This is a genomic window from Flagellimonas myxillae, assembly GCF_023502235.1.
GTDB classification, from domain to species: domain Bacteria; phylum Bacteroidota; class Bacteroidia; order Flavobacteriales; family Flavobacteriaceae; genus Flagellimonas; species Flagellimonas myxillae.
Genome location: NZ_JAMFLY010000001.1, coordinates 924,458 through 948,503, shown reverse-complemented (window position 1 = coordinate 948,503; position 24,046 = coordinate 924,458). Strand labels below are relative to the sequence as shown.

Below are 24,046 nucleotides of genomic sequence, written 5' to 3'. Positions count from 1 at the left end.
TAAAATTAATGTTAGGATGATCCTATTCCACTACTTGGATTGTGAATTGTCTTCTGGCTGAATCTGAACAGGTTGGGCTGCCGTCGTAACCGTCGTAATCGTACGATTCCACAAACAGCTCTACCGTAAACCTATAGGTACCCCTTTCTTCTGGCCTTCCAAAAAGTTCCACGGAACGTCGGGTAAAATCAAAAGAAATTCCGGGTGGAAGATCGCCGTATACCTCAAAATCGTAAATGTAATCGTTGTCGTTGACCTCGTTGCTTATCTCCGCGGTCACCTCGTCGTAGTAGCGTTCACCAACAAAACCTATTTCCAAGGGTCTATCATGAAGTTCTGGATTGATGTTGAAAACACACTCGTAAATTTCGTCGCAGCCCTGAAAAAGAAAACTAAAGGCCGCCAATAAAATGATGATTGTAATGTTCTTTGGTTTCATGTTTTCTATGAAATCAAAAAACATGCCATCGTGGTTTACAACTTGTAATGGTTGAGCAAGAGTTTCTCGTAAACCCTATCGGGCAATATCTTTTTTAGCACCAGCGAAAGCCTTTGCGTAAATTCTCCCACAGGATAGTGCACTTTCGGCTTTTTCTTCTGGATGATTTGATACACTTTTTTCGCCACCACCATGGGATCCCCGCCAGCATCCACATGTTCGTTCATAAGATCTAGACTTCTTTGGTATTCCTCCTCATAGGCAGACCCTTTGGTCACGGGAGCATGATAACGCCCTGCCGCAATATTGGTCGCAAAATCCCCTGGAGCAAGATTGGTAATGGAAATCCCAAATTTTTTGGTCTCCATGCGCAAGGCTTCGGTGATAATGTTCAATGCGCCTTTGGTGGCCGAGTAGTAACCCCGGAACGGCAGTCCCATATAGCCTGCTATGGAAGTGGTATTGATGATCAGCCCGCCTCCTTGCTTTCGCATTTGGGGCAGCACGGCTTTCATCATGTGCACGGGGCCATTAAAATTGGTATCGAAAACATTCAGGATTTCCTCGTGTGGGGTTTCTTCCACAGGGCCAGTGATTCCCACTCCGGCATTGTTTATCAAAACATCCAACCTACCGGCCTTGGAAATGACCTCCGACACGGCATTGGATACACTTTCTGGATGTTTTACATCCAACTGGACCAATTCAAAGGAATCAAAATCCGGATAATTATCAGGGTTTCGGGTGGTTCCATAGACCTTAAATCCTTTCTCGGTAAGATAGGTCCCTACAGATTTTCCAATTCCGGAAGAGCCGCCGGTGATCAAAACCACTTTTTTATCCATGTGTTCCGCTTGTATTTGGGTTGGAAAGATACACGATCAGGAGAATTTAGGGCACAAAAAAAGGCAAGCTACCTACATCGCACCGCTACAACCGCATACCCTTGCTGCGTTCCCGCCCTGGGGGATTTTGCAGGAGCTGGTCGTGTAGGACTTGCCAAATGCAAATATACGACCATTTTAAATTTGCCGCAATCCTATTTCATTCTTAATTTCGATATCCAAGTCTAATCGCATGAAAAAAGTACTGAACTCCATGGTCAAGCTATTGTCTGTTTTTGGTTTCCTGCTCTTTTTCCTAGGTTGTGGGGAAACCGACCCCACCAAACTTTTTGCCATCCAATTGGAAGGTAATGGAAACAAATTCCAACAGGGACAGGAAGTTGGGGTCGCCCTTAAGAACAAAAAGGAAATCGAAATCACCGATCTGCAATATTCCCTCGATGGTGAAACCCTTCCGGTGACCAATGGCAAAATAAAACTGGATGCAAAAACCTTGGGCAACAAAATCCTAGTGGCCAAAATCGGATACGGCGATCAATCCATACAAATAGAAAAGAAAATACGGCTCCTAGCCCAATCTGCCCCGCAGGTATATACCTACGAGATCATCAATACCTATCCCCACGATCAAAACGCCTACACCCAAGGACTGGAATTCCATAAAGGAATACTGTATGAAAGCACTGGAAAAAAAGGGGGCTCCACCGTTCGCAAGGTAAACTTTGAAACCGGGGAGGTTTCCGAGAAAATAGAAATGGATGCCGATGTTTTTGGAGAGGGCATTACCCTGCTCAATGATCAATTGTACCACCTAACCTGGCAAAAGCGACTGGGCTATGTCTACGATGCCAACACCCTGGAAAAAAAGAAGGATTTTATGTATGGGAAGAGTCGCGAGGGCTGGGGACTTTGCAACGATGGCACCAAACTGTATAAAAGTGACGGCACCGAAAAAATTTGGTTCCTTGATCCAGAAACCCTGGAGGAAATGGGCTATATAGAAACCGTGACCAACAAATCCATCTTCAATAAGGCCAACGAACTGGAATATGTAAACGGGAAAATCTACGCCAACGTATACCAAAAGGAGAGCATGATGATCATTGATGCCACTACCGGCGCCATAGAGGGCGTGATCAATTTTGGTGGGCTAAAGAACAAAATAAGAAAAGGCGCCAATTGGGACGAGGGCAACTCGGTGCTCAACGGGGTGGCTTATCACCAAGAGCGCGGCACCTTTTTTGTGACCGGCAAAAACTGGGACAAGCTTTTCGAGGTGCAAATCCGTAAAAAAGAATAATGCAGACCTATTCCCATCTTCTTACCGTACAGGACGATGATCTGGACGACAACCAGCATGTCAACAATGTACGTTATGTGGAATGGGTACAGGAAATCTCCAAAAACCATTGGGAAGCCGCTACCCAGGCCACCGAACGGGAAAACATGATATGGGTAGTGAAAAACCATAACATCACTTACGAACGTTCGGCGCTTTTGGGCGACCAACTGGAGGTTAAGACCTATATTAAAGAGACCAAAGGACCACTTTCCATCCGTGTGGTGGAAATCAGTAACAATAAAACCGACCAACTCTTAGTTAAAGCTATTACCCAATGGTGCCTGCTGGACGCGACCACTTTACGGCCCAAACGCGTTCCAGAGGCCATTCAAAAAATATTTGACTAAAGGTGGATCGCTGGTACATAAAAGGATTGTTGACAGGTGTGGTTTTTACCCTCGTCCTGCTGGGAACCTCCTGCCGAAAAGATTTTGATTATGCCCCGAGCACGGGCAACCTTTCCTTTTCCAAGGACACTGTTTTCTTGGATACCATTTTTACCAATATTGGTAGTGCCACTTATACCTTAAAGGTATACAACCGGGGCATCAGCGATGTGCTTATCCCTTACATTGGGTTGGAAACCGGGCCAAGTAGCAGTTACCGCCTAAATGTGGACGGATTGCCCGGCAAGGAGTTCACCGACATTCCCCTCTTGGCCAAAGACAGTTTATTTGTATTTATAGAAACCACTTTTGATGTGGCCCCCACCAACCAGTCAGAGTTTCTATATACCGAAGGCCTGCTGTTTGGCAATGGCGACCATACCCAAAGGGTAGAACTGGTAACCCTGGTAAAGGATGCCGTTTTTCTATATCCCGCTACCTTGTCCAACGGCACCAAGGAGACCCTTACCTTGGGCTTGGATCCAGAGGGCAATGAAATTCGCGTGGAAGGCTTTTATCTAGAATCCGGGCAGTTAGATTTTACCAACGAAAAACCCTATGTGGTCTACGGTTACGCCGCAGTCCCCGATGGCAGTGCGCTTAGCATGCAGGCCGGGACCCGCGTACATTTCCATAACAACTCGGGGCTTATTGTGGAAGATGGAGCTTCGCTCCAGGTAAACGGCGCGCTGAGCGAGGACCAGGATCTGCTGGAAAACGAGGTGATCTTTGAAGGGGACCGTTTGGAACCTGGCTATGCCGACGAGCCCGGGCAATGGGGCACTGTTTGGTTCCGGGAGGGAAGCGTTGGCAACAATCTCGAATTCCTTACCCTTAAAAATGCCACAGTGGGGCTACGGGTAGATGGCGACCCGCTTTCGGGCTCCCCTACTCTTGATCTGGCCAACACCCAGATCTATAACAGCCTGAGCCATAACCTATGGGCCACCTCGGCACGGATAACTGCCGAAAACTCGGTATTGGGCGGTGCAGGGGGATACAGCTTTTTGGGGCAATTGGGCGGGAGCTACCGCTTTGCGCACTGTACCTTGGCCAATTACTGGGGCAATGGCTTTAGAACCGGAACCGCCCTGGCCCTCGACAATTTTGACCAGAATACTACGGTGTCCTTGGAACAGGCCGATTTTATCAACTGTATTATTGGCGGAAACATGGCCGTGGAGTTGGTTTTATTGCAAGATGAGACCGAAACCTTTGAATTTAGTTTTAGGAACTGCCTATTGCAGTTCAATGATACGGACAACAGCCATGCCGGAAATCCTCTTTTTAACTTTGAGGACACAAATCGTTATATTGATGTAATTTTTGATAAAGACTCGGATTTTTTCTTACCTTTTGAAAACCAGTTCCAGATTGGTCCCAATTCGTTTGCGCGAGATGCGGCAGACCCAAATGTTGCCCCTCCCCTTTCGTTGGATATTAGGGGTGTGGACCGGTCCCAAAATCCTGACATTGGGGCCTACGAATTTGTGCCGGGGAATTGAACGTTAACGGTATTTTTAGAAAAAAAACCCCGAAAAAGGCCTTTTTTGAGGGAATCCCCCAGTTTTTTTAAGGGAAAAATGCAACGAGTTTTTTTGAGACGTTATTAACTTGCACCCAGCACTTTACCCATGGATTATACCTATACCATAATCGATTCCAATGCCGCTTCCAAGCTCCAATTGCAGCTTTATATGAGGGAGTATGGGGATTTTAATTGTGTAGGTACCGATACCAATGCCGAAGACGGATTGAACGGCATCCTAAAATTTGCCCCCGATTTGGTCTTGATCAACCTTAACGAAGAGGGCATGGCCTATTTTCATATGGTATCGGAACTCAATCAGTTTTTGAACAATTTGCCGATCATAGTGGGATACTCCACTTCCAAAAAATATGCATACAACGCCATTAAAAGCGGTTTCTTTGATTATTGGATCCTGCCCCATAACGAGTTCGATGTACGAAAGACCATTATGCGGCTCCGCAAACGTTTCCCGAAACATAATGTCCCCTCAACACTTTGCCTAAAATCTTATAACGACTATAGGTACCTCAACACCAGTGAGATCATGTACCTAAAGTCGGACAACAACTCCACCGACTTTTTTATGAGCAATGGCAATGTGGTCAGTGCCTTTAAAACCTTGAAGTCTTTTGAGGAGCAACTGCCACAGAGTTTTATCCGTATCCACCAGAGCTATATCCTAAACAGCCGGTATGTGGGGCGTATCAACTATGGTAAATCCATATGCACCCTGCGCAACAAACGCGAGGACGAGCTGCCCTTCTCCAAGACCTATAGGGAAAAAGTGGATGGCCTAAAGGAAATGCTCTCCAAAACCGCAATAAATACCTATAATTAGTGTAATTCTTACACACTTTGGCAAAATTCTAGCCCAAAAGGGTCGTTTACTAAAACTTTTCGCGCCCATCCTTTCTTTTTCGGATGCTAAGATAACTTGGCTGTATAAACAAATTTTCTAACCAAAAAATAAGAAAGATGATGAGAAAGGTTGTAAGTATTTTTGCTGTTGTTGTAATGACTATGGGATTGTTTTCGTGCGAAGCGGATAATGTAAGTGAAACCGAAGCACTCATGGAAAGCTTGGAGGATCAGGATTCATCCACTGGAGCTGATAAAGGTTCTGATGACAGACAATAACCCATATTTAAATTACATGAAATCGTTGGTGCCTATGTTCCTTATAATTTTCGGATGTGTGCTGTTATTCGGCTGTGTCTCCAAAGAGGGAGACCTGGAAAACAAATCCGCTGATGCCCGCACCGAATTGATATCTAAGGAAATGGAAACCATAAATGAGTATTTGCCAAAAGAATATTCCCAATTACGGTTTATTGCCAACGACGACAGAGAATTATAACGGAATTTAAACGTATTGAAAAGCCTCGAAACCATTATGGTTTGGGGCTTTTTTTTTACCTTGTATAATAGGAAAACTAAATATCCGAGCATTTTAATGCACATATAATTGAGATACAATTACTTCATATTAATTCTGTTGCTTTTTCTTAGTTGTAATAAACAATCCAGGGGGCCCTCAGATACAACAAAAGCACAAACTGATGACATTAGAACCCTAATCGATGCTAGCAGGGATTCCGCGCATCTGGACATAGTCCAACGTACGCAGTTTTTGGTACGTGCAAAAATGGAATTGTCAGAAGTTGCAAATGATACATTACGATTGGACCATCTATCCCGCATTTCCTTGGGTTATAAACGTTTAGGGGATTCCTTGGGTTTTCGCAAAATGAATGCCGAGGTGCTGCAATTGGCATCAAAAGGCAAACTCTATAAGGCCGAAGGGGAATCTTATTGGGATATGGCCGCTTTCCAAAAATCCTACGGAGTAATGGATAGCGCCTATTTTTATTATCAAAAGGCGTATAACAGTTTTCTGCAATTGCCAACAGATTCTACTTCACAATCCCTTCGTGGAAGGATTTTATTCAACATGGGCTCGATAGAAGATTTTTTTAACGATTATCTAGGGGCTGAAAAAAGCGTTACCGAAGCTTTACGGATTTATGATGACCTGGAAGATGAATACAGGGCTTATCTATGCAACAATTTATTGGGGGTTATCTCCAATAATATGGATGATACTGAGATGGCATTAAATTATTATCAAAAAGCAGGAGAAGGAATCAAAAAACTAGATGTTGCAGATAAGAAAGATTTAATCCGTCAAAATAAAAACAATATTGCCCATACTTTATTAAATAGAAATGAGTATGAAAAAGCGGAAAGAGCCTATAGAAAATTGTTGGGAAATAATCTTAAGGAAAACGATGAAGAGCTTTACCCAACTGCTCTTGTAAGCCTCGCATATGCAATTTTCAAAGGCAAAAAGGATTATGGCGAAGCGAGCGCGCACCTGTTAAATGCACTTGAGGCATTTGAACAATTGGAATTTTCTGAAGATCAGGCCAGGGCCAAACAATTTTACGCCGAAGTATTAGTTGCAAAAGGTGATACCCTTAACGCAAAAATCCAGGCTGAAGAAGGTTTGGAATTGGCAAAAGCTTCTTCCAACAACTTCCATCATTTGGAGATTCTTCGCTTGCTCACCCATATCGATTCGGAGAATGCCGTTGCTTATTCCGATACCTACTACCAGCTCAACGAGCAAATTAAAGAGGAAGAGCGCACCACTCGTGATAAGTTTGCCCGCATCCGCCTAGAGACCGACCAAGTAATCCAACGTAACGAGGCCCTATCCCGCGATAAACTTATTTGGGCCCTGATCGCCATTGCCGTATTCTTGGCCTCGGTCGCTATTTTTGTGATCCTGGCACAAAGGGCCAGTAACAACAAGCTCAAATTCCAGCAAAAGCAGCAAGAGGCCAACCAAGAGATCTACAACCTCATGCTCTCGCAACAGGGCAAGTTCGAAGAGGGCAAAAAGTTGGAGAAAAAGCGGATCTCCGAAGAACTGCACGACAGTGTTCTTGGAGACCTGTTGAGCATACGCATGTTCATGGGCGTGCTCAACAACGACAACAACGAGGAGGCCGTATCCAAACGCGCCGATATGATCGAAAAACTGCGGGAAGTGGAGGAGGAAATCCGCACCATCTCCCATGAGTTGAGCAATGCCTCGTACGAAAAATTTTATAACTTTATTGTTTCCCTTGAGGAGCTGATTGGCACGATCAGTAGCTCATCGGGAATCAAATGTTCCTTTACTTTTGACGACCACGTTGAATGGGATGCCCTGGACGGTGATATCAAGATCAACACCTACCGGATTGTGCAGGAATCCCTTAAAAACAGCGTTAAACATGCCCAGTGTAAACAGGCCACCATCTCCTTTACCTTGGAAGATGGTCTGCTTACCCTCACCATCCAGGACGACGGGGTAGGTTTTGAGGTGAACAAGGGCCGGAACGGCATCGGGCTTCGCAACCTAACCTCCAGGGCGGAGAAAATTAATGGTTCGCTGCAGGTAGAGAGTCAAAAGGGAGAGGGTACAACCATAACCGTGCAAATACCGGCCAAATATGTTAGGCCAAAACAATTTTCGAATATCGGGGAACAGAAACAAACATTGAACGCCTAAATCTTAAAACGGAACGTATGAAAACATTAAGGATATTGACCATAGATGATCATGAGATGACCATGCTAGGGTACAAATACATCCTGGAACGCATTGTTTTTGAAGGGTACTCCATTATTGTGGATACCGCCAACTCCTACGAACTTGGCAAAAGATTGATCGAGGAATCCGTGGACTCCTTTAAGTACGATATCCTTTTCTTGGACGTCCAATTGTACCCGCCTAACGAAAAACAACCTAATTCTGGTGAGGACTTGGGAAAGCTGGCCCGTAGGTTGGTGCCCGACACCAAGATTGTTTTTATGTCCTCGTTCAGCGACAACTTTAGGATCAATAGTATTCTTATGTCCGTAGATCCCGATGGTTACCTGATCAAAAACGACATAGACCCGAAAACACTGGAAGATGCGGTGAAGACCGTGGTGCTAAACCCACCCTACTATTCGTCCAAAGCTTTGGCCGCCATCCGTAAAAAACTTAAGAACGATATTAGCCTGGATGAGAAGGACAAGAAAATACTCTACCATTTGTCCATCGGCACCAAGAACAAGGATTTGGAAAAACATATCCGCCTGTCCCCTTCTTCCATCGAGAACAGGAAACGGCATATGAAGACCCTTTTTGGCACCGAAAACGAGAATGATCTGGCATTGATCTTGGCGGCAAAAAACCGTGGATTTATTTAATCTTTTAATAGGCGTAAAACCCAATTTCGCGAAGACCGTTTTTTCCAATTTTCCCAAAAACCGGTAAAAAAGGGGGCAAATTGGAGAAAAACCCCAGAATTTTTAAGGTTTTCCTCCAATCGAATGATAAAGTTTCGTTTTAACTTTGATAGGGAACACGATGAAGAAACGAAATGCCATACCAAAAACGATCCAACCTCATTTTCCCCCTAGCTGGTATCCGGACATTTGTTGCTGCAGAAGGATTAGACGAATTCATTAGAACACTTGAGAAGGATTTTTTTGCAGAGGTGACGGTAAAATGTCGGTACAAAAGAGAAAATGAAGGAACAGAACTGATTTTAGACATTAACTGCAACTTTGGGCTCACAGAGAGCCTGCACCATTTCAACACAGAAGATTGGGGCGGAGTTGCATGCAATTCGAGCGGAAACTCCTCTTTTGACAATGCTTTCGCACGATTAAGGGAAATCAATGACGGTAATGTGGATATTACCGAACTATCCATCCATTTTAGGGACACCTCCCTTGTAATAAGCAAGGTACAGGACTACAGCATTCCAGAGCAACTGGGGGCCATTATCAATAAGATAAGCGAACACTTTGTTTACTTTACCAAAGGCCTTACGGAAATGCCCTATGAAATCTTTGTGCCCGTTTTTGAGGAAGACCCAAAAATTGGGACGACCAAGAACGATCCCAATCAAAGCTTTTTTGACCATTGGGGGCTGTACTTCGAAGATGACCCGCAATTGGATGCGATGGTGTATTCCCTAGAATCCAAGACGATGGAAAAAGAAGATTTTTTCCTTTTGGACTAAAGACAATTGATTCCTTAGGCTTAACCTAAGAACACCCCGCCTAATTAGGCAGAAAACAAAGGTCTTGACTTCATTAGGTCATTGACCTTTTGTTTTATTCCAGCAATATTTTTTTCGTTGGAAGCGTCCATCAGTACTTCATCGATATACCCGACAATGGTCTCCATATCGGCTTCTTTGAGGCCTCTGGTGGTAATGGCCGAAGTCCCAAAACGGATACCCGAAGTAATGAATGGTGATTGGTCATCGAAAGGCACCATGTTCTTATTGGCGGTGATATCTGCCAATTCCAGTGCTTTTTCGGCATCTTTTCCAGTAATGTCCTTGTTTCTTAGGTCGATGAGCATCATGTGGTTATCGGTACCTCCAGAGATTACCTTGTAATCCTTAGCCACGAATGCCTTGGCCATGGCCTCTGCATTTTTCTTCACTTGGATGATATAGTGCAGGAAGTCATCGGTAAGTGCCTCCCCAAAGGCCACTGCCTTGGCGGCAATGGTGTGCTCCAAAGGTCCCCCTTGGTTTCCAGGAAAAACGGCCAAATCCAAAAGTCCGGACATCTTTCTTAGGTTACCGTTCTTTAGACGGATGCCCCATAGGTTTTCAAAGTTTTCCCCCATCAAGATCAGTCCGCCCCTTGGTCCGCGAAGGGTTTTATGGGTGGTGGTTGTCACAATATGGCAATGCGGAATGGGATCGTTCATGATGCCTTTGGCGATCAATCCCGCAGGGTGTGAAATGTCGGCCACCAAAAGGGCGTCCACACTATCCGCTATTTCCCTAAAACGTTTAAAATCCATATCGCGTGAGTAGGCAGATGCCCCAGCGATGATCAGTTTTGGTTTTTCCTTATCGGCAACCTCTTGGATTTTATCGTAGTCCAACATTCCGGTCTCCTCCTCTACCCCATAAAAAACAGGGTTGTATAGCTTTCCGGAAAAGTTTACGGGCGAACCGTGGGTAAGGTGTCCTCCATGGGACAGATCAAATCCTAAAATGGTATCTCCCGGTTGAAGGCAAGCATGGTATACGGATGCATTGGCCTGTGACCCGGAATGGGGTTGCACATTGGCGTATGTGGCCCCAAAGAGCTCCTTGGCACGGTCTATGGCCAATTGCTCGACTTGGTCCACCACCTCGCAGCCACCATAATATCGCTTTCCAGGGTAGCCTTCTGCATATTTATTGGTGAGCACGGAGCCAGCGGCCTCCATGACCTGCGGGCTTACAAAGTTCTCGGAAGCAATGAGTTCCAAGCCTTCGAGCTGTCTTTCCCTTTCGTTTTCAATGAGTTCAAAAATCCGGTGGTCTCTTTCCATTTGCCTTTTGAATTAAGAAGTGCTAAAAGTACAAATAGAAAAGCTAACGGAACGGAAAAAAATTGTGGCAAAAAAGCCAATTTATCAAACGGCAATTAACAATATTGACTACAGTCAATCCAATAAAAAAAGCCTCCCAATTACAGGAGGCTTATCTATATTGTATCGAACGCGTGCTACAGCCCGTCGAAATCGTAGAATTTATAAGCCAATGTTTTCATAGTCGTACATTTTAATTTAAAGTTAGCCATTTATACCCATAACTGCAAAATCCGAATTGATATTTTGAATCATTCCTTTGCCCATTTCAGGCAAAGCTCTTCAAATTTTATCCAAGATCTGCGGTGCTGGACTTGTCGTTCATCTATGTAAAATTTAAACTCCGAATAAATACTTAAAAACAGAGTCTTGAATGCAGATTTTACAATTTTTTCATCTACATGCCCTTTTTCCACCAGTAAACTAATGTGCTCAAAATAATTAAACAATTGAACCATGTTGATGTGAACCTCTTTCTCTTTATCCAAAAATTTCAAAAAGTCTTTGATATTCTTTTTTTCAAGTTACTTCTTTGGACTGTTCCTAATATCCCTTAAATCTCGAAGGGTATTTGCCATTGACGGCTCATGAAATTTTGCTATAACCTCAAAAGAATACTGATTCTTGCGTATGGCAAGATTTTCCTTATGGATATTTTGTGTGATGGTCAGGTTCAAGGCATGGTATACCAAAGTAAGGATTGCCACGCTGCCAGTGCAATATGCCATTACATCAATTAGAGTTGGAAACCAACCGTTTTCGGGGAAAAATTCCAAAAACAGCCATAATCCTAAAAAACAGATGGTCAGTAAGCCCAATACTAGATAACTCAACCTTAGGTTAAGTTGAAATGCAGTTTTCATGGAAATCGATTTGGTGGAACTAAAATAGCAAATAAGCCAAGATTTGCAAATCATTCGACAGCGTCCATCATGGGTACAAATGTTGAAAAAAGTGCATTTCATCGATATTATACTACCCTTTGACCTTTTTCGTTTATAAAGTGAAGCTTTTTGGCACGGCAGTTGAAAAGCCTTCCATAACCAATAAAATCAAAAAGCCATGAAAAAAATATTACTCATTGGTACCCTAGTACTTTTTACCGCCTGCGGCGGGGTAAAGAAAACCCAAGAAGCTTTGAACAGCGGAAATTATGTGTCCGCTATGAACAAGGCCATCAAAAACCTTGCGGAGAACAAAACCAAAAAAGGGCATCAAGCCTACGTGGTGATGCTCGAGGATGCTTTTGCCAAAAATGCCGAGCGCGAGCAAGAGCAAATTGCATTTTTACAACAAGATGGCAATCCAGCAAACTTTGAGATCATCTATAACAAATATCTTTATTTGAAGGAAATACAACAGCGAATCAGGCCCCTATTGCCCCTTTCTGTTTATGATGAAGGCAGGGACGCCCGTTTTAATTTCCAGAATTACGACTCCCAAATATTGGTCACCAAAAACAACCTTTCGGAATATTTGTACAGCAATGCCAACGGCTTGTTGGCCTCCGCAAAGGAAAAGGCCGATTACCGGGTTGTTTATAACGATTTGAAATATCTGCAGGACATCAATCCAGGTTATAAGGAGACCATAGCCAAAATGGATGAGGCCTACACCAAAGGATTGGAATATGTGCGCGTGGATATTGGTAATGATACGCAACAAATTATTCCGGAAAGATTGGAAGAAGAGCTATTGGATTTCAACGCCTATGGTATCAATAATTTTTGGATGGAATACCATGCCAATCCAGTTGCCGATATTGACTATGACTATGCGCTGAACCTTGACTTTAGGGAAATCAATGTTTCACCTGAGCAGATAAACGAAAAGCAGATCATAAAAGAAAAATTGGTCAAAGACGGATTTGAGTACGTATTAGATGACAATGGAAACGTGGCCAAGGACAGTCTTGGAAATGACATCAAAGTGGATAAGTTCAAAAAGGTAAAGTGTAATTTCTATCAGTTTACCCAGTTTAAGGCTGCCCAGATTGGCGCCAGGGTGAGCATTACAGATTTGTCGAACGGACAGGAAATCAACTCCTACCCCTTGGCCAGTGAATTTGTGTTTGAGCACATTTATGCCAATTATCGAGGGGATAAAAGAGCTTTGGATACCGATTTGATTTCTTTATTGAATGTTAGGGCCGTTCCCTTCCCTACCAACGAGCAAATGGTCTACGATGCTGGGGAAGACCTAAAATTGAGGCTAAAGAACATAATTGTCCAGAACCAGTTTGTAGCCGAGAACCATTTTAATGATTAATACTATCGGTCTTAGTACAGCATTGATTCTGTTCCGATAGGAATAGCTTAAAAACCACTTCGAGCGCAGTAGAGAAGACTAAGGCAATTAAATATGCCCTTCTCGGCTGCGCTCGAACTGTTTTCGCGGCCCTAAACGTACTGCGCTAATTCTATATCGGAAATGGCCCCATGGGACGTATGGAAAGTAGCCTCCCCATTTTTAATGATCAAGAGCTGCGGGGATTGGTGTCGTACCCTAAACTTGGATTCTACTGCATTGGACACATTTCGATGCGCATGCAAATCCAAAAAATAGATATCATGTTCATCCCCAAGGGCATAACTTCCAGTAAACATATTCAATACCATACGGCTAATGCCACAAGTGGTGGAATGCTTAAAAATTAGCTGGGTCCGTGTATTGGATCGCTCCTCAATCTCCATCAACTGCTCTAGAGTTTCCAAAGGAATCCATGGCACTTTAGGTGCAGATTTCTCCTGTTGTTCCTTTTTTCCAAATACATTTCCAAATAATCCCATGCTGCAAATTTATAAGTTATGTCGAGCTTGAACAAAAAGCTTACAAACTGACTAAATGTCCTGTTTTTTTGGGCATTTAGCGACATTTTGACCGTTAGGGGTCTCTGGTAAGGTTGTTGACATTTCAAGGGCAAAAGCGATTGAAGATGAACTTTAACAACTTTACGATAAAATCACAGGAGGCCCTTCAGCAAGCCCAACAGCTTGCACAAGAAATGGGGCATCAACAAATAGAAAACGAGCACCTTTTTAAGGCCATAAGTACGGTGGACGAGAATGTGCTTCCCTTCATACTGAAAAAACTGAATGTAAATACCTCCTTGCTCACCCAAATATTGGACAAGGAACTGGAAAGTTTTTCAAAAGTGGATGGAGGGGAGATCATGTTGTCCCGAGAAGCTGGGAAAACCTTGAATGAGGCCAATATTGTGGCCAAAAAACTGGGCGATGAGTTTGTGTCCATAGAGCATTTGCTCCTGGCCATTTTTAAATCCAAAAGCAAGATTGCACAGATTTTAAAGGACCAAGGTGTAAATGAAAAGGACCTTAACGCTGCTATCCAGGAACTTCGAAAAGGTGGGAAGGTTACCTCCCAAAGTGCTGAAGACACCTATAACTCCTTGGACAAATATGCCAAAAACCTAAACCAATTGGCCGATAGCGGCAAATTGGACCCTGTTATTGGCAGGGATGAAGAAATTCGTCGTGTGCTACAGATTCTATCCCGTAGAACCAAGAACAATCCTATGCTGGTCGGTGAACCCGGAGTTGGTAAAACGGCCATTGCCGAAGGTTTGGCGCATCGAATTATACAAGGCGACATTCCAGAAAACCTTAAGGACAAGACCATCTATTCCCTAGACATGGGAGCCCTGATTGCGGGGGCCAAATTTAAGGGCGAATTTGAGGAGCGGTTAAAAGCTGTAATCAAGGAAGTGACATCGTCCGATGGGGATATTGTGCTCTTTATTGATGAAATCCACACCTTGGTTGGGGCCGGTGGCGGTCAGGGCGCCATGGATGCGGCCAATATTTTAAAACCAGCTTTGGCCCGAGGAGAATTAAGGGCCATTGGGGCCACTACCCTTGACGAGTACCAAAAGTATTTTGAAAAGGACAAAGCCTTGGAGCGAAGGTTCCAAAAAGTGATCATTGACGAGCCGGACACGGAAAGTGCAATTTCCATATTAAGGGGAATCAAGGAAAAATACGAGACCCACCACAAGGTTCGCATCAAGGATGAGGCGGTAATTTCTGCGGTGGAGCTATCACAGCGATACATCACCAATAGATTTTTACCGGACAAGGCCATTGATCTAATGGACGAGGCGGCCTCCAAACTTCGAATGGAAATCAACTCCAAACCCGAAGAGTTGGATGTCCTGGATAGAAAGATCATGCAACTGGAGATAGAAATCGAGGCCATTAAAAGAGAAAATGACAAGGCCAAATTGCAGAGCCTCAACTTGGAGCTTGCCAATTTAAAAGAGGAGCGCAACGAAATCTTTGCCCAATGGGAAAGCGAAAAAAGTGTGGTCGACAATATCCAAAAAACCAAACAGGATATTGAAAACTTTAAATTGGAGGCGGAACGTGCGGAACGGAACGGGGACTATGGAAAAGTGGCTGAATTGCGATACGGTAAAATCAAAGAGGCCCAGGAAAGGCTCCAGAAATTACAGGATGAGCTAGCAGCACAGCAAACCGCCGGGACCTTGATCAAAGAGGAAGTGACCAACGAGGACATTGCCGAGGTGGTTGCCAAATGGACCGGCATTCCGGTTACCAAAATGTTGCAGAGCGAACGGGAAAAACTACTGAAGCTTGAAGATGTTTTGCACAAACGCGTTGTGGGTCAGGAAGAGGCCATTACCGCGGTTTCGGATGCCATCCGAAGAAGCCGTGCCGGATTGCAGGATGAGAAAAAACCGATTGGTTCCTTCTTGTTCTTGGGAAGCACCGGTGTGGGTAAGACAGAACTCGCAAAGACCTTGGCCGCCTTTCTTTTTGATGATGAAAATGCCATTACGCGTATCGACATGAGCGAATATCAAGAACGACATGCGGTTAGCCGCTTGGTAGGTGCACCTCCTGGATATGTTGGGTATGACGAAGGGGGACAGTTAACAGAGGCCGTGAGAAGAAAGCCCTACTCCGTGGTATTGCTGGATGAGATTGAAAAAGCACATCCGGACACCTTCAATATTCTTTTACAGGTATTGGACGAGGGCAGGCTGACGGATAACAAAGGCCGTGTTGCCGATTTTAAAAATGCGATCATTATCATGACCAGCAATATGGGAAGTCATATCATCCAAGAGAAATTTGAGGATGTCACGGATATGGACGGCGCTACGGAAGCTGCCCGTGTAGAGGTCATGGGATTGTTGCGTAAGACCATTAGACCCGAATTTCTGAACCGGATAGACGACATTATCATGTTTACACCATTGGATAAATCCAATATCAAGGACATTGTTCGGCTGCAATTGGAACAGTTGAAAAAAATGGTGGCCAAACAGCAGATTACTATGGATGCAACCGAGGAGGCCATTAACTATCTGGCAGCGAAGGGCTACGACCCACAATTTGGCGCGAGACCCGTAAAACGATTGATTCAGAAGGAGGTGTTGAACAATCTTTCAAAAGAGTTGTTGGCGGGAAAAATCAAAGCCGAAAGCATTGTACTCCTGGATTCGTTTGACGATAAATTGGTGTTTAGAAACCAAAGTGAGTTGGTGGAATAATACATCTATACCCAAAAAAGACCCCTATTTCTGATTGACGTAGGGGTTTTTTATTTCCACTCAAATAAGGACTTCACGAAAAAATCGAAAACTCACCGTCCTAAATATCAGGCAAATTTCTATTTTAGAGGTTTTTACATACCACCAACTATGCCAATTGTCATCGCCGTTCTAGGCATTTTACTGCTGTTTGTCCTTATTGCACGAGTTAAATTGAATGCCTTTTTGGCCTTCATCATTGTTTGTCTTTTTGTTGGGATTTTCCAAGGCATGGAGCTTCCGGATATTGTGAAATCGATACAACGGGGCATCGGGAACACCCTTGGCTTTTTAGTGTTGATATTGGGTCTTGGCGCCATGTTGGGCAAGCTTGTTGCCGATAGTGGGGCCGCCCAACGCATTACCACTAGAATGGTGGATGCATTTGGGATAAAGAATGTACAATGGGCCATGGTGGTTACTGGGTTCATCGTTGGAATTCCCATGTTTTATTCCGTGGGCTTTGTAATCTTGATTCCTTTGGTGTTCACTATCGCCATTTCCACAGGTTTGCCCTTGCTATATGTGGGCCTTCCGATGCTGACCTCCCTTTCGGTCACCCACGGCTACCTTCCACCCCATCCAGCACCCACTGCGATTGCAGCCATGTTCAATGCAGATATTGGTAAAACATTGATGTACGGCATCATCATCGCCATTCCAGCTATTTTGGTTGCGGGACCTTTGTTCGCAAGGACTATAAAAAACGTAGAGGCCAAACCCCTCAAGGAATTTTACAATCCGGTATTGATTCCAGAAGATGAATTGCCCTCAACTGCCAACAGTATTTTGACCGCCCTCCTTCCCATTATTCTTATTGGGATAGGAATTGGTGCGGAGAATCTGTTGCCTGCCGGAATCGCACAAGAGATTTTGATGTTCTTGGGTAATCCGGTAATTGCTTTGCTTGTTTCGGTCTTGGTAGCCATTTATACCTTGGGGATTACCCGTGGGAAGGATATGAAATCGGTAATGCAATCCATTTCCACCTCGGTGTCCACCATTACCATGATTCTATTGATCATAGCAGGTGCGGGGGCATTAAAAGAAGTTTTGATAGACAGTAAGGTTAGTGAATACATCGCATCCAGTTTGGAAGGTTCCAGCATTTCCCCCCTGGTTTTGGCTTGGCTGATAGCAACCGCCATTCGGGTAAGTGTAGGGTCGGCAACCGTAGCAGGTTTAACCGCAGCGGGAATTGTACTCCCATTGGCTTCTGGTACTGGTGTAAGTGCAGAACTCATGGTCTTGGCAATAGGTTCTGGAAGCCTAATGCTATCCCATGTGAATGATACTGGCTTCTGGATGTTCAAAGAATACTTCAACCTTACCGTAAAAGAAACACTCTCCACTTGGACCGTAATGGAAACCCTAGTGGGCATAATGGGACTTCTGGGAGTGTTGGTTATGAATATGATACTTTAAGAATATGGCAAAAACACCTTCAGAACGATTAGAAGAACTTGGATTGATCCTACCTCCAGCTCCACCACCTGCCGGGGTTTACAAACCTGTTTTGGTAGTTGACAACTTCCTTTATGTTTCCGGTCAGGGTCCAATGAACACGGATGGTACACTCATGCAAGGTCGCGCCGGGGATGATTTGGACAAGGACGCTGCCAAGCTTGGCGCAAGACAAGTGGGATTGACCATGTTGTCCACAATTACCACCCATTTTGGAAGTCTTGACAAAATAGACCGGGTCGTTAAGGTTTTGGGAATGGTCAATTGTACCCCAGGCTTTGGGAATCAGCCATACGTGATCAATGGTTTTAGCGAACTAATGGCAGATATTTTTGGCCCCGACAAGGGCATTGGAGTACGAAGTGCGGTAGGGATGATGCTTCCCCAGAACATTCCCGTAGAGATAGAAGCTATGTTTCAATTAAAAATATGATTATCAATATATTACCTACTTATATTTCATTCTTTAATTAAACAAAATCATGTTGGTTTTTGATGCCCATTTGGACTTGGCCATGAACGCTTTGGAATGGAACCGGGACCTACGGCTACCAGTATCTCAAATTCGGGATTTCGAAAAAGGAATGAATGACAAACCAGATCGTGGCAAAAACACTGTTTCCCTTGATGCTTTGAGGAAGGGAAATATTGGACTTTGTGTGGCTACGCAGATTGCAAGATATTCCGATGGCAACAATCCATTACCGGGCTGGAACTCACAACATCAAGCTTGGGCCCAGACCCAAGGTCAATTAGCTTGGTACCAGAGCATGGTTGCAGCCGGTGAGATGACCCAAATAACCAATCTCGAAGAGTTGAACACACATTTGGAGCTTTGGCAAAATGAAGATGCCCAAACTCCCATAGGTTTTATCTTGAGTTTGGAGGGGGCAGATTCCATTGTGGACATGAGCTATTTGGAAAAAGCCTATGATTCTGGGCTAAGAGCAGTTGGACCCGCGCATTATGGGCCTGGGGTCTATGCCCATGGAACGGATTCGGTCGGGGGAATTGGAGCCAAAGGCAAAGAGCTTCTAAAAAAGATGGAGGAGCTTAATCTTATTTTGGATGCCACACATTTGTGCGATGTCAGTTTTTGGGAGACCCTGAAAATGTACAATGGCTCTATATGGGCAAGTCACAGCAATTGTAGGGCCTTGGTAGACCACAATCGTCAATTTTCCGATGAACAAGTCAAGGAATTGATTCAGCGAAAAGCCGTAATTGGAATGCCCCTTGACGCCTGGATGATGATCCCCAATTGGGTCAGGGGAAAATCAACACCAAAGGAAATGGGAGTGACTTTGGAGCTGATGGTGGACCATATGGACCATATATGCCAAATAGCCGGTAACACGGAACATGTAGGCTTGGGCACCGACCTGGATGGGGCTTTTGGCAAGGAGCAAAGTCCCAGCGACCTGGACACTATCGCTGATTTACAGCGGGTTCGGGAGCTTTTATCCCAAAGGGGATATACTACTCCTGACATTGAGAATATTATGCATGCCAACTTTCTACGGTTCCTGGAAAGGGTCTGGAGTTGATGTTAAAAAATGGGGTCCAGAGATACCCAACAGTATATTTTTATATATTAGCTAACACCAACTGAACCTAAAATGTCAACCAAAGCCGAACGGACTACCGCCTACATCATTGAGACCGTTGCCCCCATCTTTAATAAGTTTGGCTACGTAGGCACAAGCATGAGCGACCTTACCGAGGCAACAGGTCTGACCAAAGGTGCCATTTACGGGAATTTTGAGAACAAGGAATCTTTGGCGCTTTCTGCCTTTGAATACAACCGCAACCACTTACTCGCTATTATTGACGAAAAACTAGCGGTAGAAGGTAGGGCATTGGTAAAACTTGACTCCCTTATGCGTTTTTACAAGCAATACGATGTGTATACCCTGCCCATGGGAGGTTGTCCCATATTGAATGTTGGTGTGGATGCCCAGAGTAACAATAAATTACTGGCTGCTGCGGTAAAGGAGACCATTAAGGAAATCGAGGGGAAAATCGCTTTGGTATTGGAAAATGGTTCCAATAGTGGGGAAATTCACCTTCCGGTACCGCCACTTCAATTTGCAAAACAGTTGTTTACCATGTTGCAAGGCGCCATTGCCATGTCTACCATGACCCGCGACCGTAAGTATCTGGTCAATACCATTGCTTATTTGGAGCACTTGGTAAAACAGGAAATCAAAAGGTAGTTGAATCCGGACTTAACCCTATCACAATTAAATAGGTTGGGTAAAATAAATATGGGCCGAAAGAGCAATACCAATACGGTAAAAACAAGCGTGGACAATTAAAATTCGATTCAATATGCAATTCAAATTGTTGGTTTTCTGCCTTCTTATAAGTTATGCAGCATTGGGACAGGTTAAAATGTTTGAACCAAATGCCATTTCCGATAATCAGTCTTTTGGTATCAGCATATCTCCTGATGGGAATAATCTATTGTTTGTAAGGGCCTATGGTGGCAGGGATTCTTTACACTTATTCGAATCGAAACAGATCAAAGGTAAATGGCAAAATCCTGGCAAGGCCTTTTTTGCCAAGCCCAACTACAATGAAATAGACCCCTCATTTGCACCGGACGGCTCCTTCATTCTGTACAATTCCTTGGTAAACGAAGACGACGGTTACGATGTTTTTGTTTTGGAAAGAACAGCATCTGGATGGTCCAAGCCTTCCAAACTATCCAAAGCTATAAACACGGAAAAGCATGAGTTTTATGCTACCATGTCCCTTAACAGAAACATCTATTTTACAAGAAGAATGGAAAGCAATGATATTTACGTAAGCAAATGGAACGAAACGAGTGGCTATCAGCAAGCAACCCCGTTGTCTGGCGGGGTAAATACAGATTCCAGCGATTCCAACCCCTACATTTCCGCCGATGAGGATTTTCTGATATTCATCTCCAGCAGGGACGGAGGCTATGGTAAAGCGGATTTATATGTCAGTTTTAAAAAAGGAGATCATTGGAGCCAACCCCAAAATATTGGAAATAAGATAAATACAGAAGATAGCGAGTTTTGCCCCACCATTGATCTTTCAACAAATAGGTTCCTTTTTTCAAGGACCATTCTTGAAGGTGAAAAGCGAATTGAAAACATTTACAGTTTTCCGCTACGCAAGCTTAAGCTCAAAAAACTAAGGAAACTGGCCACTTGGGAAAACTAAACCTCCAACAGCCATTACACCAGAAGAATTCCTCAATCTCCCCGAACCCTAAATATCCATGTTTTATGGGTATACTTTCCATCGAATTTGCTATCCCTTGCCCTACGCGCTTCTTGCATGGTATTGTAGCGCTTCAGGTATACATAATTGAACTTGTTCTGGCTTCTATAAAAGGATTTGGGCTCCAACCCTCTTTTTTTCAAGAGCAACATAAAACTCTCGTAGTATTTTTTGGTTCCAAATACATTGGCAATCAGATAAAATCCAGGTTCCAGCCCTTCTGCGCTGGCCACTTCTTCGTAACGCTCGTTGGGAAGTAGTTCCACTTTTTGTTTTTGGGCCCGAGCGATACTATCCAATCGTTGCTGTTCTGCCAACCTATTGGCCTCTGCTAATGCTGCGGCGGCTATGGAATCTCGTTTTTCCTGCTCCCTTAGGACCAAGCGTTCCTCTTCATTCAACCTTTGCTCTGCTGCCAATCGCTTTTCTTCCTCTTTCCGCCTCTGTTCCTCCTCAGCTTCTATACGTGCATAGGCCAATGCGTCATCCTTCTCCCAGTCGAAGTCCACCACCTTTTTACGATTATCGGTGGTTCCCATATGATAGGACACCACGAGTTCCAAAGTTGATTTTTCATCCCTTAGGGTGTCATCCACACCTAACTCCACAAGTCCGCCAAGAGAAAAATGATTGGCAATGGTAACACCCAATCCCCCAGAAACACCATAAAAACTATTATAGCCCCCTTGAACCCAAAATTTGGAGGTGGACAGCAATCCGTTAACACCCACTTGGGTACTTCCATCAGGGATTGACTTTACATAGACCATAGGCCTCACAAAACTATGTCCCAATCCATTAAACAAAGTGACGGGGAAATCGTTACTTGCCGTTCCGACAATGACAGTCCCCCCATCACCTCTACCTTTTCCGCTATCGGATAAATTGATGTTTCCTACGTTTTCCACAGCCAACCCCAAATTGAAATCATCTACTTGTAATCGGACAGCCGGAGAGAACATGAAGATAAAATCATCGGTACTTTCCAATTCGGGCAATTCAACATCCGGGTCTGGAATAAATCGATCATCCGCCAATTTTTCACGGAAGCCAAAAACATTGGCCCCAATAAATAATCGAATATTGCTTTCTAATTGAAAAGCATGGACATAGTTTAGATTTAGCCCGCTATTGAGGTAGGTTCCCGTATTATGCTGTAAAAACCCAACTCCCGCAGCCGCATTAGCGTTGATGCGTTGCGTATAATTGATAAAAAGGGTGGTAGGGTCCCCATCTATGGTCTGCCACTGCCATCGCGTCCAAACGGACAAGGCATTGGGAAGATTCCAATCCAACGCGTAAGTGGGATTTACCAAACTGGCATTAAACTGGGTCAAATTGTGCTGTCTAAAATCCGTGGGCAAAGTGCGGTCCTGACCATACAACACAACGGTTGTGAATAGTACCAAAAGGCATATCAAATGTCTAAGCATACGATAAAACAAAATTTAAGCGTTACTTTTAAACACAACAAAAGTAAAATTAAGGGGGAATTTATTTCAATTATTATGCGAATGACCAAGCATTTAATCGCCATTGCATTTTGCACCCTTGCAATAGTGGGTTGCAAGGATTCTAATAAAGATATGGAAATTACGGAAGACCCCGTGGTTTCCACATTTTATTTTATTAGACATGCCGAAAAAGACCGGACCAATCCAGAAAATAAAGACCCCGAGCTTAACCAGGATGGTTTAATGCGGGCCATACGGTGGGCCGAGGTTTTTGACCCTATCGAGTTGGATGCGGTCTATTCCACAAATTACGAACGCACCTCCATGACCGCGGCCCCTACTTCTGTAAAAAAGGATATCCCCATTAAGTACTACGATCCAAGATCGGTGGATATTGAAGCTTTCAAAACGTCTAACGAAAGATTAAATGTGCTTGTGGTCGGCCATAGCAATACCACGCCAGATTTTGTAAACAAAATGTTGGGCACATCAAAATATGATTCCATGGACGATACGGACAATAGCAGTCTGTTTATTGTCCGAATCATTGACGGTGAGGCCACCGACATCCGTTTACGTATGGATTAGTTTTTAACTACTTCAATCTCGGATAGCTCAATTTGGGATAGGAGTGCGAGTTCACCCTTTTCAAATAATTTACCTATTTCCAAAAGTTTGGTGCCCTTGTCCTTGGATTTGTAATTGTTGTAATCCACAAAGCGGATTCCGCCCACGTAACGCTCGTTGTACGCTTCCCTAAAACGTTGTCCACCGCCATCGGTATGGTAATCATAAGCCAGGTAGTCCGGCTTAAAAGTAGTTTTGTTGAACCAATACACATAGGTATCGTCAAAATCCTTGCCACCACCTTCCTGATCAAAGGTGATTTTGACCTTGTAATAAGCGACATCTTTAAGGGTTTCTTCCCCCAACAGCTCTTTGTTTACCGCCTTATCATTTAATCCATAAGGCAGGCGTGCAAAGTAATGTACTGAATTGACGGAGTTTGCATATTTGAAAGCAATCGAATCCGGAATTGCTACAATCGTATCGTTAAAATATCTCGTTAACCCCGAGTTGGTTTTAACGTCCTTTATGGTCACCGAATCCAAATAGGTAATACGCTGTAAAACTTTTTTGCCCTCTTTTCTCTGGGAAATATATTTCCTGTCCCGAAACATAAACGAAGTACCATGTGTTTTGTACATAAGCCCTCCACTAGCCTCAATAGCTTTGTCCACAATCTCCTGGACGGTCAATTTTGGCGTGGATTCTTGTTTACAGGAAAGGGTCAGTAGCAAAATCAACCCGAAAAAAGCTCTTTTCATAAA

At 44.0% G+C, this 24,046-nt stretch carries 25 protein-coding genes and 1 other RNA gene; 17 read left to right on the top strand and 9 right to left on the bottom strand.

Features of this window, described 5'->3' with window-relative positions; genetic code table 11:
- Positions 1–22: 22 nt before the first annotated feature.
- The 3 genes from M3P07_RS04405 to ffs form a co-directional block, all read right to left on the bottom strand.
- Positions 23–439: a hypothetical protein gene (locus M3P07_RS04405; RefSeq protein WP_249968680.1), complete on the bottom strand. Its 417-nt coding sequence runs from the start codon at positions 437–439 to the stop codon at positions 23–25.
- A 35-nt stretch (positions 440–474) separates the two neighbouring features.
- Positions 475–1,284 (bottom strand): SDR family oxidoreductase, encoded by an 810-nt coding sequence (locus M3P07_RS04400; RefSeq protein WP_249968679.1) that lies wholly within the window; start codon positions 1,282–1,284, stop codon positions 475–477.
- Positions 1,285–1,342: 58 nt separating this feature from the next.
- Positions 1,343–1,441: signal recognition particle sRNA small type (gene ffs / locus M3P07_RS04395), an RNA gene on the bottom strand.
- Positions 1,442–1,516: 75 nt separating this feature from the next.
- Between ffs and M3P07_RS04390 the strand changes: the two genes are divergently transcribed.
- From M3P07_RS04390 to M3P07_RS04350, 9 genes are all read left to right on the top strand, one after another.
- Positions 1,517–2,584, top strand: coding sequence for a glutaminyl-peptide cyclotransferase (locus M3P07_RS04390; protein ID WP_249968678.1), 1,068 nt, complete (start codon positions 1,517–1,519; stop codon positions 2,582–2,584).
- On the top strand, positions 2,584–2,973 hold the full coding sequence (locus tag M3P07_RS04385; protein WP_249968677.1) for an acyl-CoA thioesterase: 390 nt from the start codon (positions 2,584–2,586) through the stop codon (positions 2,971–2,973). The genes M3P07_RS04390 and M3P07_RS04385 overlap by 1 nt, the downstream gene beginning before the upstream one ends.
- A gap of 2 nt (positions 2,974–2,975) precedes the next feature.
- On the top strand, positions 2,976–4,517 hold the full coding sequence (locus M3P07_RS04380) for a choice-of-anchor Q domain-containing protein (protein WP_249968676.1): 1,542 nt from the start codon (positions 2,976–2,978) through the stop codon (positions 4,515–4,517).
- A 129-nt stretch (positions 4,518–4,646) separates the two neighbouring features.
- The gene (locus tag M3P07_RS04375; protein WP_249968675.1) at positions 4,647–5,381 is read left to right on the top strand and encodes a LytR/AlgR family response regulator transcription factor; all 735 of its coding nucleotides are present in this window, start codon (positions 4,647–4,649) and stop codon (positions 5,379–5,381) included.
- A 137-nt stretch (positions 5,382–5,518) separates the two neighbouring features.
- Positions 5,519–5,680 carry a hypothetical protein gene (locus M3P07_RS04370; RefSeq protein ID WP_249968674.1) on the top strand — a complete coding sequence of 54 codons (162 nt, stop codon included), beginning with the start codon at positions 5,519–5,521 and terminating at the stop codon, positions 5,678–5,680.
- A 16-nt stretch (positions 5,681–5,696) separates the two neighbouring features.
- Positions 5,697–5,900: a hypothetical protein gene (locus M3P07_RS04365; RefSeq protein WP_249968673.1), complete on the top strand. Its 204-nt coding sequence runs from the start codon at positions 5,697–5,699 to the stop codon at positions 5,898–5,900.
- Positions 5,901–6,038: 138 nt separating this feature from the next.
- On the top strand, positions 6,039–8,102 hold the full coding sequence (locus M3P07_RS04360; RefSeq protein WP_249968672.1) for a tetratricopeptide repeat-containing sensor histidine kinase: 2,064 nt from the start codon (positions 6,039–6,041) through the stop codon (positions 8,100–8,102).
- A gap of 17 nt (positions 8,103–8,119) precedes the next feature.
- Positions 8,120–8,788: a response regulator gene (locus M3P07_RS04355; protein WP_249968671.1), complete on the top strand. Its 669-nt coding sequence runs from the start codon at positions 8,120–8,122 to the stop codon at positions 8,786–8,788.
- A gap of 173 nt (positions 8,789–8,961) precedes the next feature.
- A complete protein-coding gene (locus tag M3P07_RS04350; protein WP_249968670.1) occupies positions 8,962–9,609 on the top strand; it encodes a hypothetical protein in 648 nt (215 codons plus the stop codon).
- A 44-nt stretch (positions 9,610–9,653) separates the two neighbouring features.
- Here M3P07_RS04350 and glyA read toward each other — a convergent pair whose 3' ends face one another.
- From glyA to M3P07_RS04340, 3 genes are all read right to left on the bottom strand, one after another.
- A complete protein-coding gene (gene glyA / locus M3P07_RS04345; protein WP_249968669.1) occupies positions 9,654–10,928 on the bottom strand; it encodes a serine hydroxymethyltransferase in 1,275 nt (424 codons plus the stop codon).
- Positions 10,929–11,218: 290 nt separating this feature from the next.
- A complete protein-coding gene (locus M3P07_RS17850) occupies positions 11,219–11,455 on the bottom strand; it encodes a DUF4760 domain-containing protein (RefSeq protein ID WP_470299684.1) in 237 nt (78 codons plus the stop codon).
- Positions 11,456–11,491: 36 nt separating this feature from the next.
- Positions 11,492–11,830, bottom strand: coding sequence for a hypothetical protein (locus M3P07_RS04340; RefSeq protein WP_249968668.1), 339 nt, complete (start codon positions 11,828–11,830; stop codon positions 11,492–11,494).
- 199 nt (positions 11,831–12,029) lie between these two features.
- On the opposite strand from M3P07_RS04340, the gene M3P07_RS04335 reads away from it, so the two are divergent.
- Positions 12,030–13,235, top strand: coding sequence for a hypothetical protein (locus tag M3P07_RS04335; RefSeq protein WP_249968667.1), 1,206 nt, complete (start codon positions 12,030–12,032; stop codon positions 13,233–13,235).
- Positions 13,236–13,366: 131 nt separating this feature from the next.
- Here M3P07_RS04335 and ytxJ read toward each other — a convergent pair whose 3' ends face one another.
- A complete protein-coding gene (gene ytxJ / locus M3P07_RS04330; protein ID WP_249968666.1) occupies positions 13,367–13,756 on the bottom strand; it encodes a bacillithiol system redox-active protein YtxJ in 390 nt (129 codons plus the stop codon).
- Positions 13,757–13,902: 146 nt separating this feature from the next.
- Here ytxJ and clpB point away from each other — a divergent pair, with 146 nt between their 5' ends.
- The 6 genes from clpB to M3P07_RS04300 all read left to right on the top strand — a co-directional run bounded on the left by clpB (position 13,903) and on the right by M3P07_RS04300 (position 21,201).
- Positions 13,903–16,503: an ATP-dependent chaperone ClpB gene (gene clpB, locus M3P07_RS04325; protein ID WP_249968665.1), complete on the top strand. Its 2,601-nt coding sequence runs from the start codon at positions 13,903–13,905 to the stop codon at positions 16,501–16,503.
- 150 nt (positions 16,504–16,653) lie between these two features.
- Complete coding sequence (locus tag M3P07_RS04320) at positions 16,654–17,967, top strand: gluconate:H+ symporter (RefSeq protein WP_249968664.1); 1,314 nt, start codon at positions 16,654–16,656, stop codon at positions 17,965–17,967.
- 4 nt (positions 17,968–17,971) lie between these two features.
- Complete coding sequence (locus M3P07_RS04315; RefSeq protein ID WP_249968663.1) at positions 17,972–18,439, top strand: RidA family protein; 468 nt, start codon at positions 17,972–17,974, stop codon at positions 18,437–18,439.
- 49 nt (positions 18,440–18,488) lie between these two features.
- Entirely contained in the window at positions 18,489–19,553 is a 1,065-nt protein-coding gene (locus M3P07_RS04310; RefSeq protein WP_249968662.1) for a dipeptidase, read from the top strand.
- A gap of 72 nt (positions 19,554–19,625) precedes the next feature.
- Complete coding sequence (locus M3P07_RS04305) at positions 19,626–20,222, top strand: TetR/AcrR family transcriptional regulator (protein WP_249968661.1); 597 nt, start codon at positions 19,626–19,628, stop codon at positions 20,220–20,222.
- A gap of 115 nt (positions 20,223–20,337) precedes the next feature.
- Complete coding sequence (locus M3P07_RS04300; protein WP_249968660.1) at positions 20,338–21,201, top strand: TolB family protein; 864 nt, start codon at positions 20,338–20,340, stop codon at positions 21,199–21,201.
- A 32-nt stretch (positions 21,202–21,233) separates the two neighbouring features.
- On the opposite strand, the gene M3P07_RS04295 is transcribed toward M3P07_RS04300, so the two are convergent.
- Positions 21,234–22,694, bottom strand: a complete 1,461-nt coding sequence (locus M3P07_RS04295) for a PorP/SprF family type IX secretion system membrane protein (RefSeq protein WP_249968659.1) — start codon at positions 22,692–22,694, stop codon at positions 21,234–21,236.
- Between the two features lie 81 nt (positions 22,695–22,775).
- On the opposite strand from M3P07_RS04295, the gene M3P07_RS04290 reads away from it, so the two are divergent.
- Positions 22,776–23,303, top strand: a complete 528-nt coding sequence (locus M3P07_RS04290; RefSeq protein ID WP_319946557.1) for a histidine phosphatase family protein — start codon at positions 22,776–22,778, stop codon at positions 23,301–23,303.
- Here the strand turns inward: M3P07_RS04290 and M3P07_RS04285 are convergent.
- Positions 23,300–24,043, bottom strand: a complete 744-nt coding sequence (locus M3P07_RS04285) for a DUF6503 family protein (RefSeq protein WP_249968657.1) — start codon at positions 24,041–24,043, stop codon at positions 23,300–23,302. The genes M3P07_RS04290 and M3P07_RS04285 overlap by 4 nt on opposite strands.
- Between the last annotated feature and the right edge of the window lie 3 nt (positions 24,044–24,046).

Bases quoted from the DNA above. Each gene is read 5' to 3' on its own strand.
- M3P07_RS04405 (WP_249968680.1), bottom strand. From the start codon at position 439: ATGAAACCAAAGAACATTACAATCATCATTTTATTGGCGGCCTTTAGT.
- M3P07_RS04400 (WP_249968679.1), bottom strand. From the start codon at position 1,284: ATGGATAAAAAAGTGGTTTTGATCACCGGCGGCTCTTCCGGAATTGGA.
- M3P07_RS04390 (WP_249968678.1), top strand. From the start codon at position 1,517: ATGAAAAAAGTACTGAACTCCATGGTCAAGCTATTGTCTGTTTTTGGT.
- M3P07_RS04385 (WP_249968677.1), top strand. From the start codon at position 2,584: ATGCAGACCTATTCCCATCTTCTTACCGTACAGGACGATGATCTGGAC.
- M3P07_RS04375 (WP_249968675.1), top strand. From the start codon at position 4,647: ATGGATTATACCTATACCATAATCGATTCCAATGCCGCTTCCAAGCTC.
- M3P07_RS04370 (WP_249968674.1), top strand. From the start codon at position 5,519: ATGATGAGAAAGGTTGTAAGTATTTTTGCTGTTGTTGTAATGACTATG.
- M3P07_RS04365 (WP_249968673.1), top strand. From the start codon at position 5,697: ATGAAATCGTTGGTGCCTATGTTCCTTATAATTTTCGGATGTGTGCTG.
- M3P07_RS04355 (WP_249968671.1), top strand. From the start codon at position 8,120: ATGAAAACATTAAGGATATTGACCATAGATGATCATGAGATGACCATG.
- M3P07_RS04350 (WP_249968670.1), top strand. From the start codon at position 8,962: ATGCCATACCAAAAACGATCCAACCTCATTTTCCCCCTAGCTGGTATC.
- glyA (WP_249968669.1), bottom strand. From the start codon at position 10,928: ATGGAAAGAGACCACCGGATTTTTGAACTCATTGAAAACGAAAGGGAA.
- M3P07_RS04340 (WP_249968668.1), bottom strand. From the start codon at position 11,830: ATGAAAACTGCATTTCAACTTAACCTAAGGTTGAGTTATCTAGTATTG.
- M3P07_RS04335 (WP_249968667.1), top strand. From the start codon at position 12,030: ATGAAAAAAATATTACTCATTGGTACCCTAGTACTTTTTACCGCCTGC.
- ytxJ (WP_249968666.1), bottom strand. From the start codon at position 13,756: ATGGGATTATTTGGAAATGTATTTGGAAAAAAGGAACAACAGGAGAAA.
- clpB (WP_249968665.1), top strand. From the start codon at position 13,903: ATGAACTTTAACAACTTTACGATAAAATCACAGGAGGCCCTTCAGCAA.
- M3P07_RS04320 (WP_249968664.1), top strand. From the start codon at position 16,654: ATGCCAATTGTCATCGCCGTTCTAGGCATTTTACTGCTGTTTGTCCTT.
- M3P07_RS04315 (WP_249968663.1), top strand. From the start codon at position 17,972: ATGGCAAAAACACCTTCAGAACGATTAGAAGAACTTGGATTGATCCTA.
- M3P07_RS04310 (WP_249968662.1), top strand. From the start codon at position 18,489: ATGTTGGTTTTTGATGCCCATTTGGACTTGGCCATGAACGCTTTGGAA.
- M3P07_RS04305 (WP_249968661.1), top strand. From the start codon at position 19,626: ATGTCAACCAAAGCCGAACGGACTACCGCCTACATCATTGAGACCGTT.
- M3P07_RS04300 (WP_249968660.1), top strand. From the start codon at position 20,338: ATGCAATTCAAATTGTTGGTTTTCTGCCTTCTTATAAGTTATGCAGCA.
- M3P07_RS04295 (WP_249968659.1), bottom strand. From the start codon at position 22,694: ATGCTTAGACATTTGATATGCCTTTTGGTACTATTCACAACCGTTGTG.
- M3P07_RS04290 (WP_319946557.1), top strand. From the start codon at position 22,776: ATGACCAAGCATTTAATCGCCATTGCATTTTGCACCCTTGCAATAGTG.
- M3P07_RS04285 (WP_249968657.1), bottom strand. From the start codon at position 24,043: ATGAAAAGAGCTTTTTTCGGGTTGATTTTGCTACTGACCCTTTCCTGT.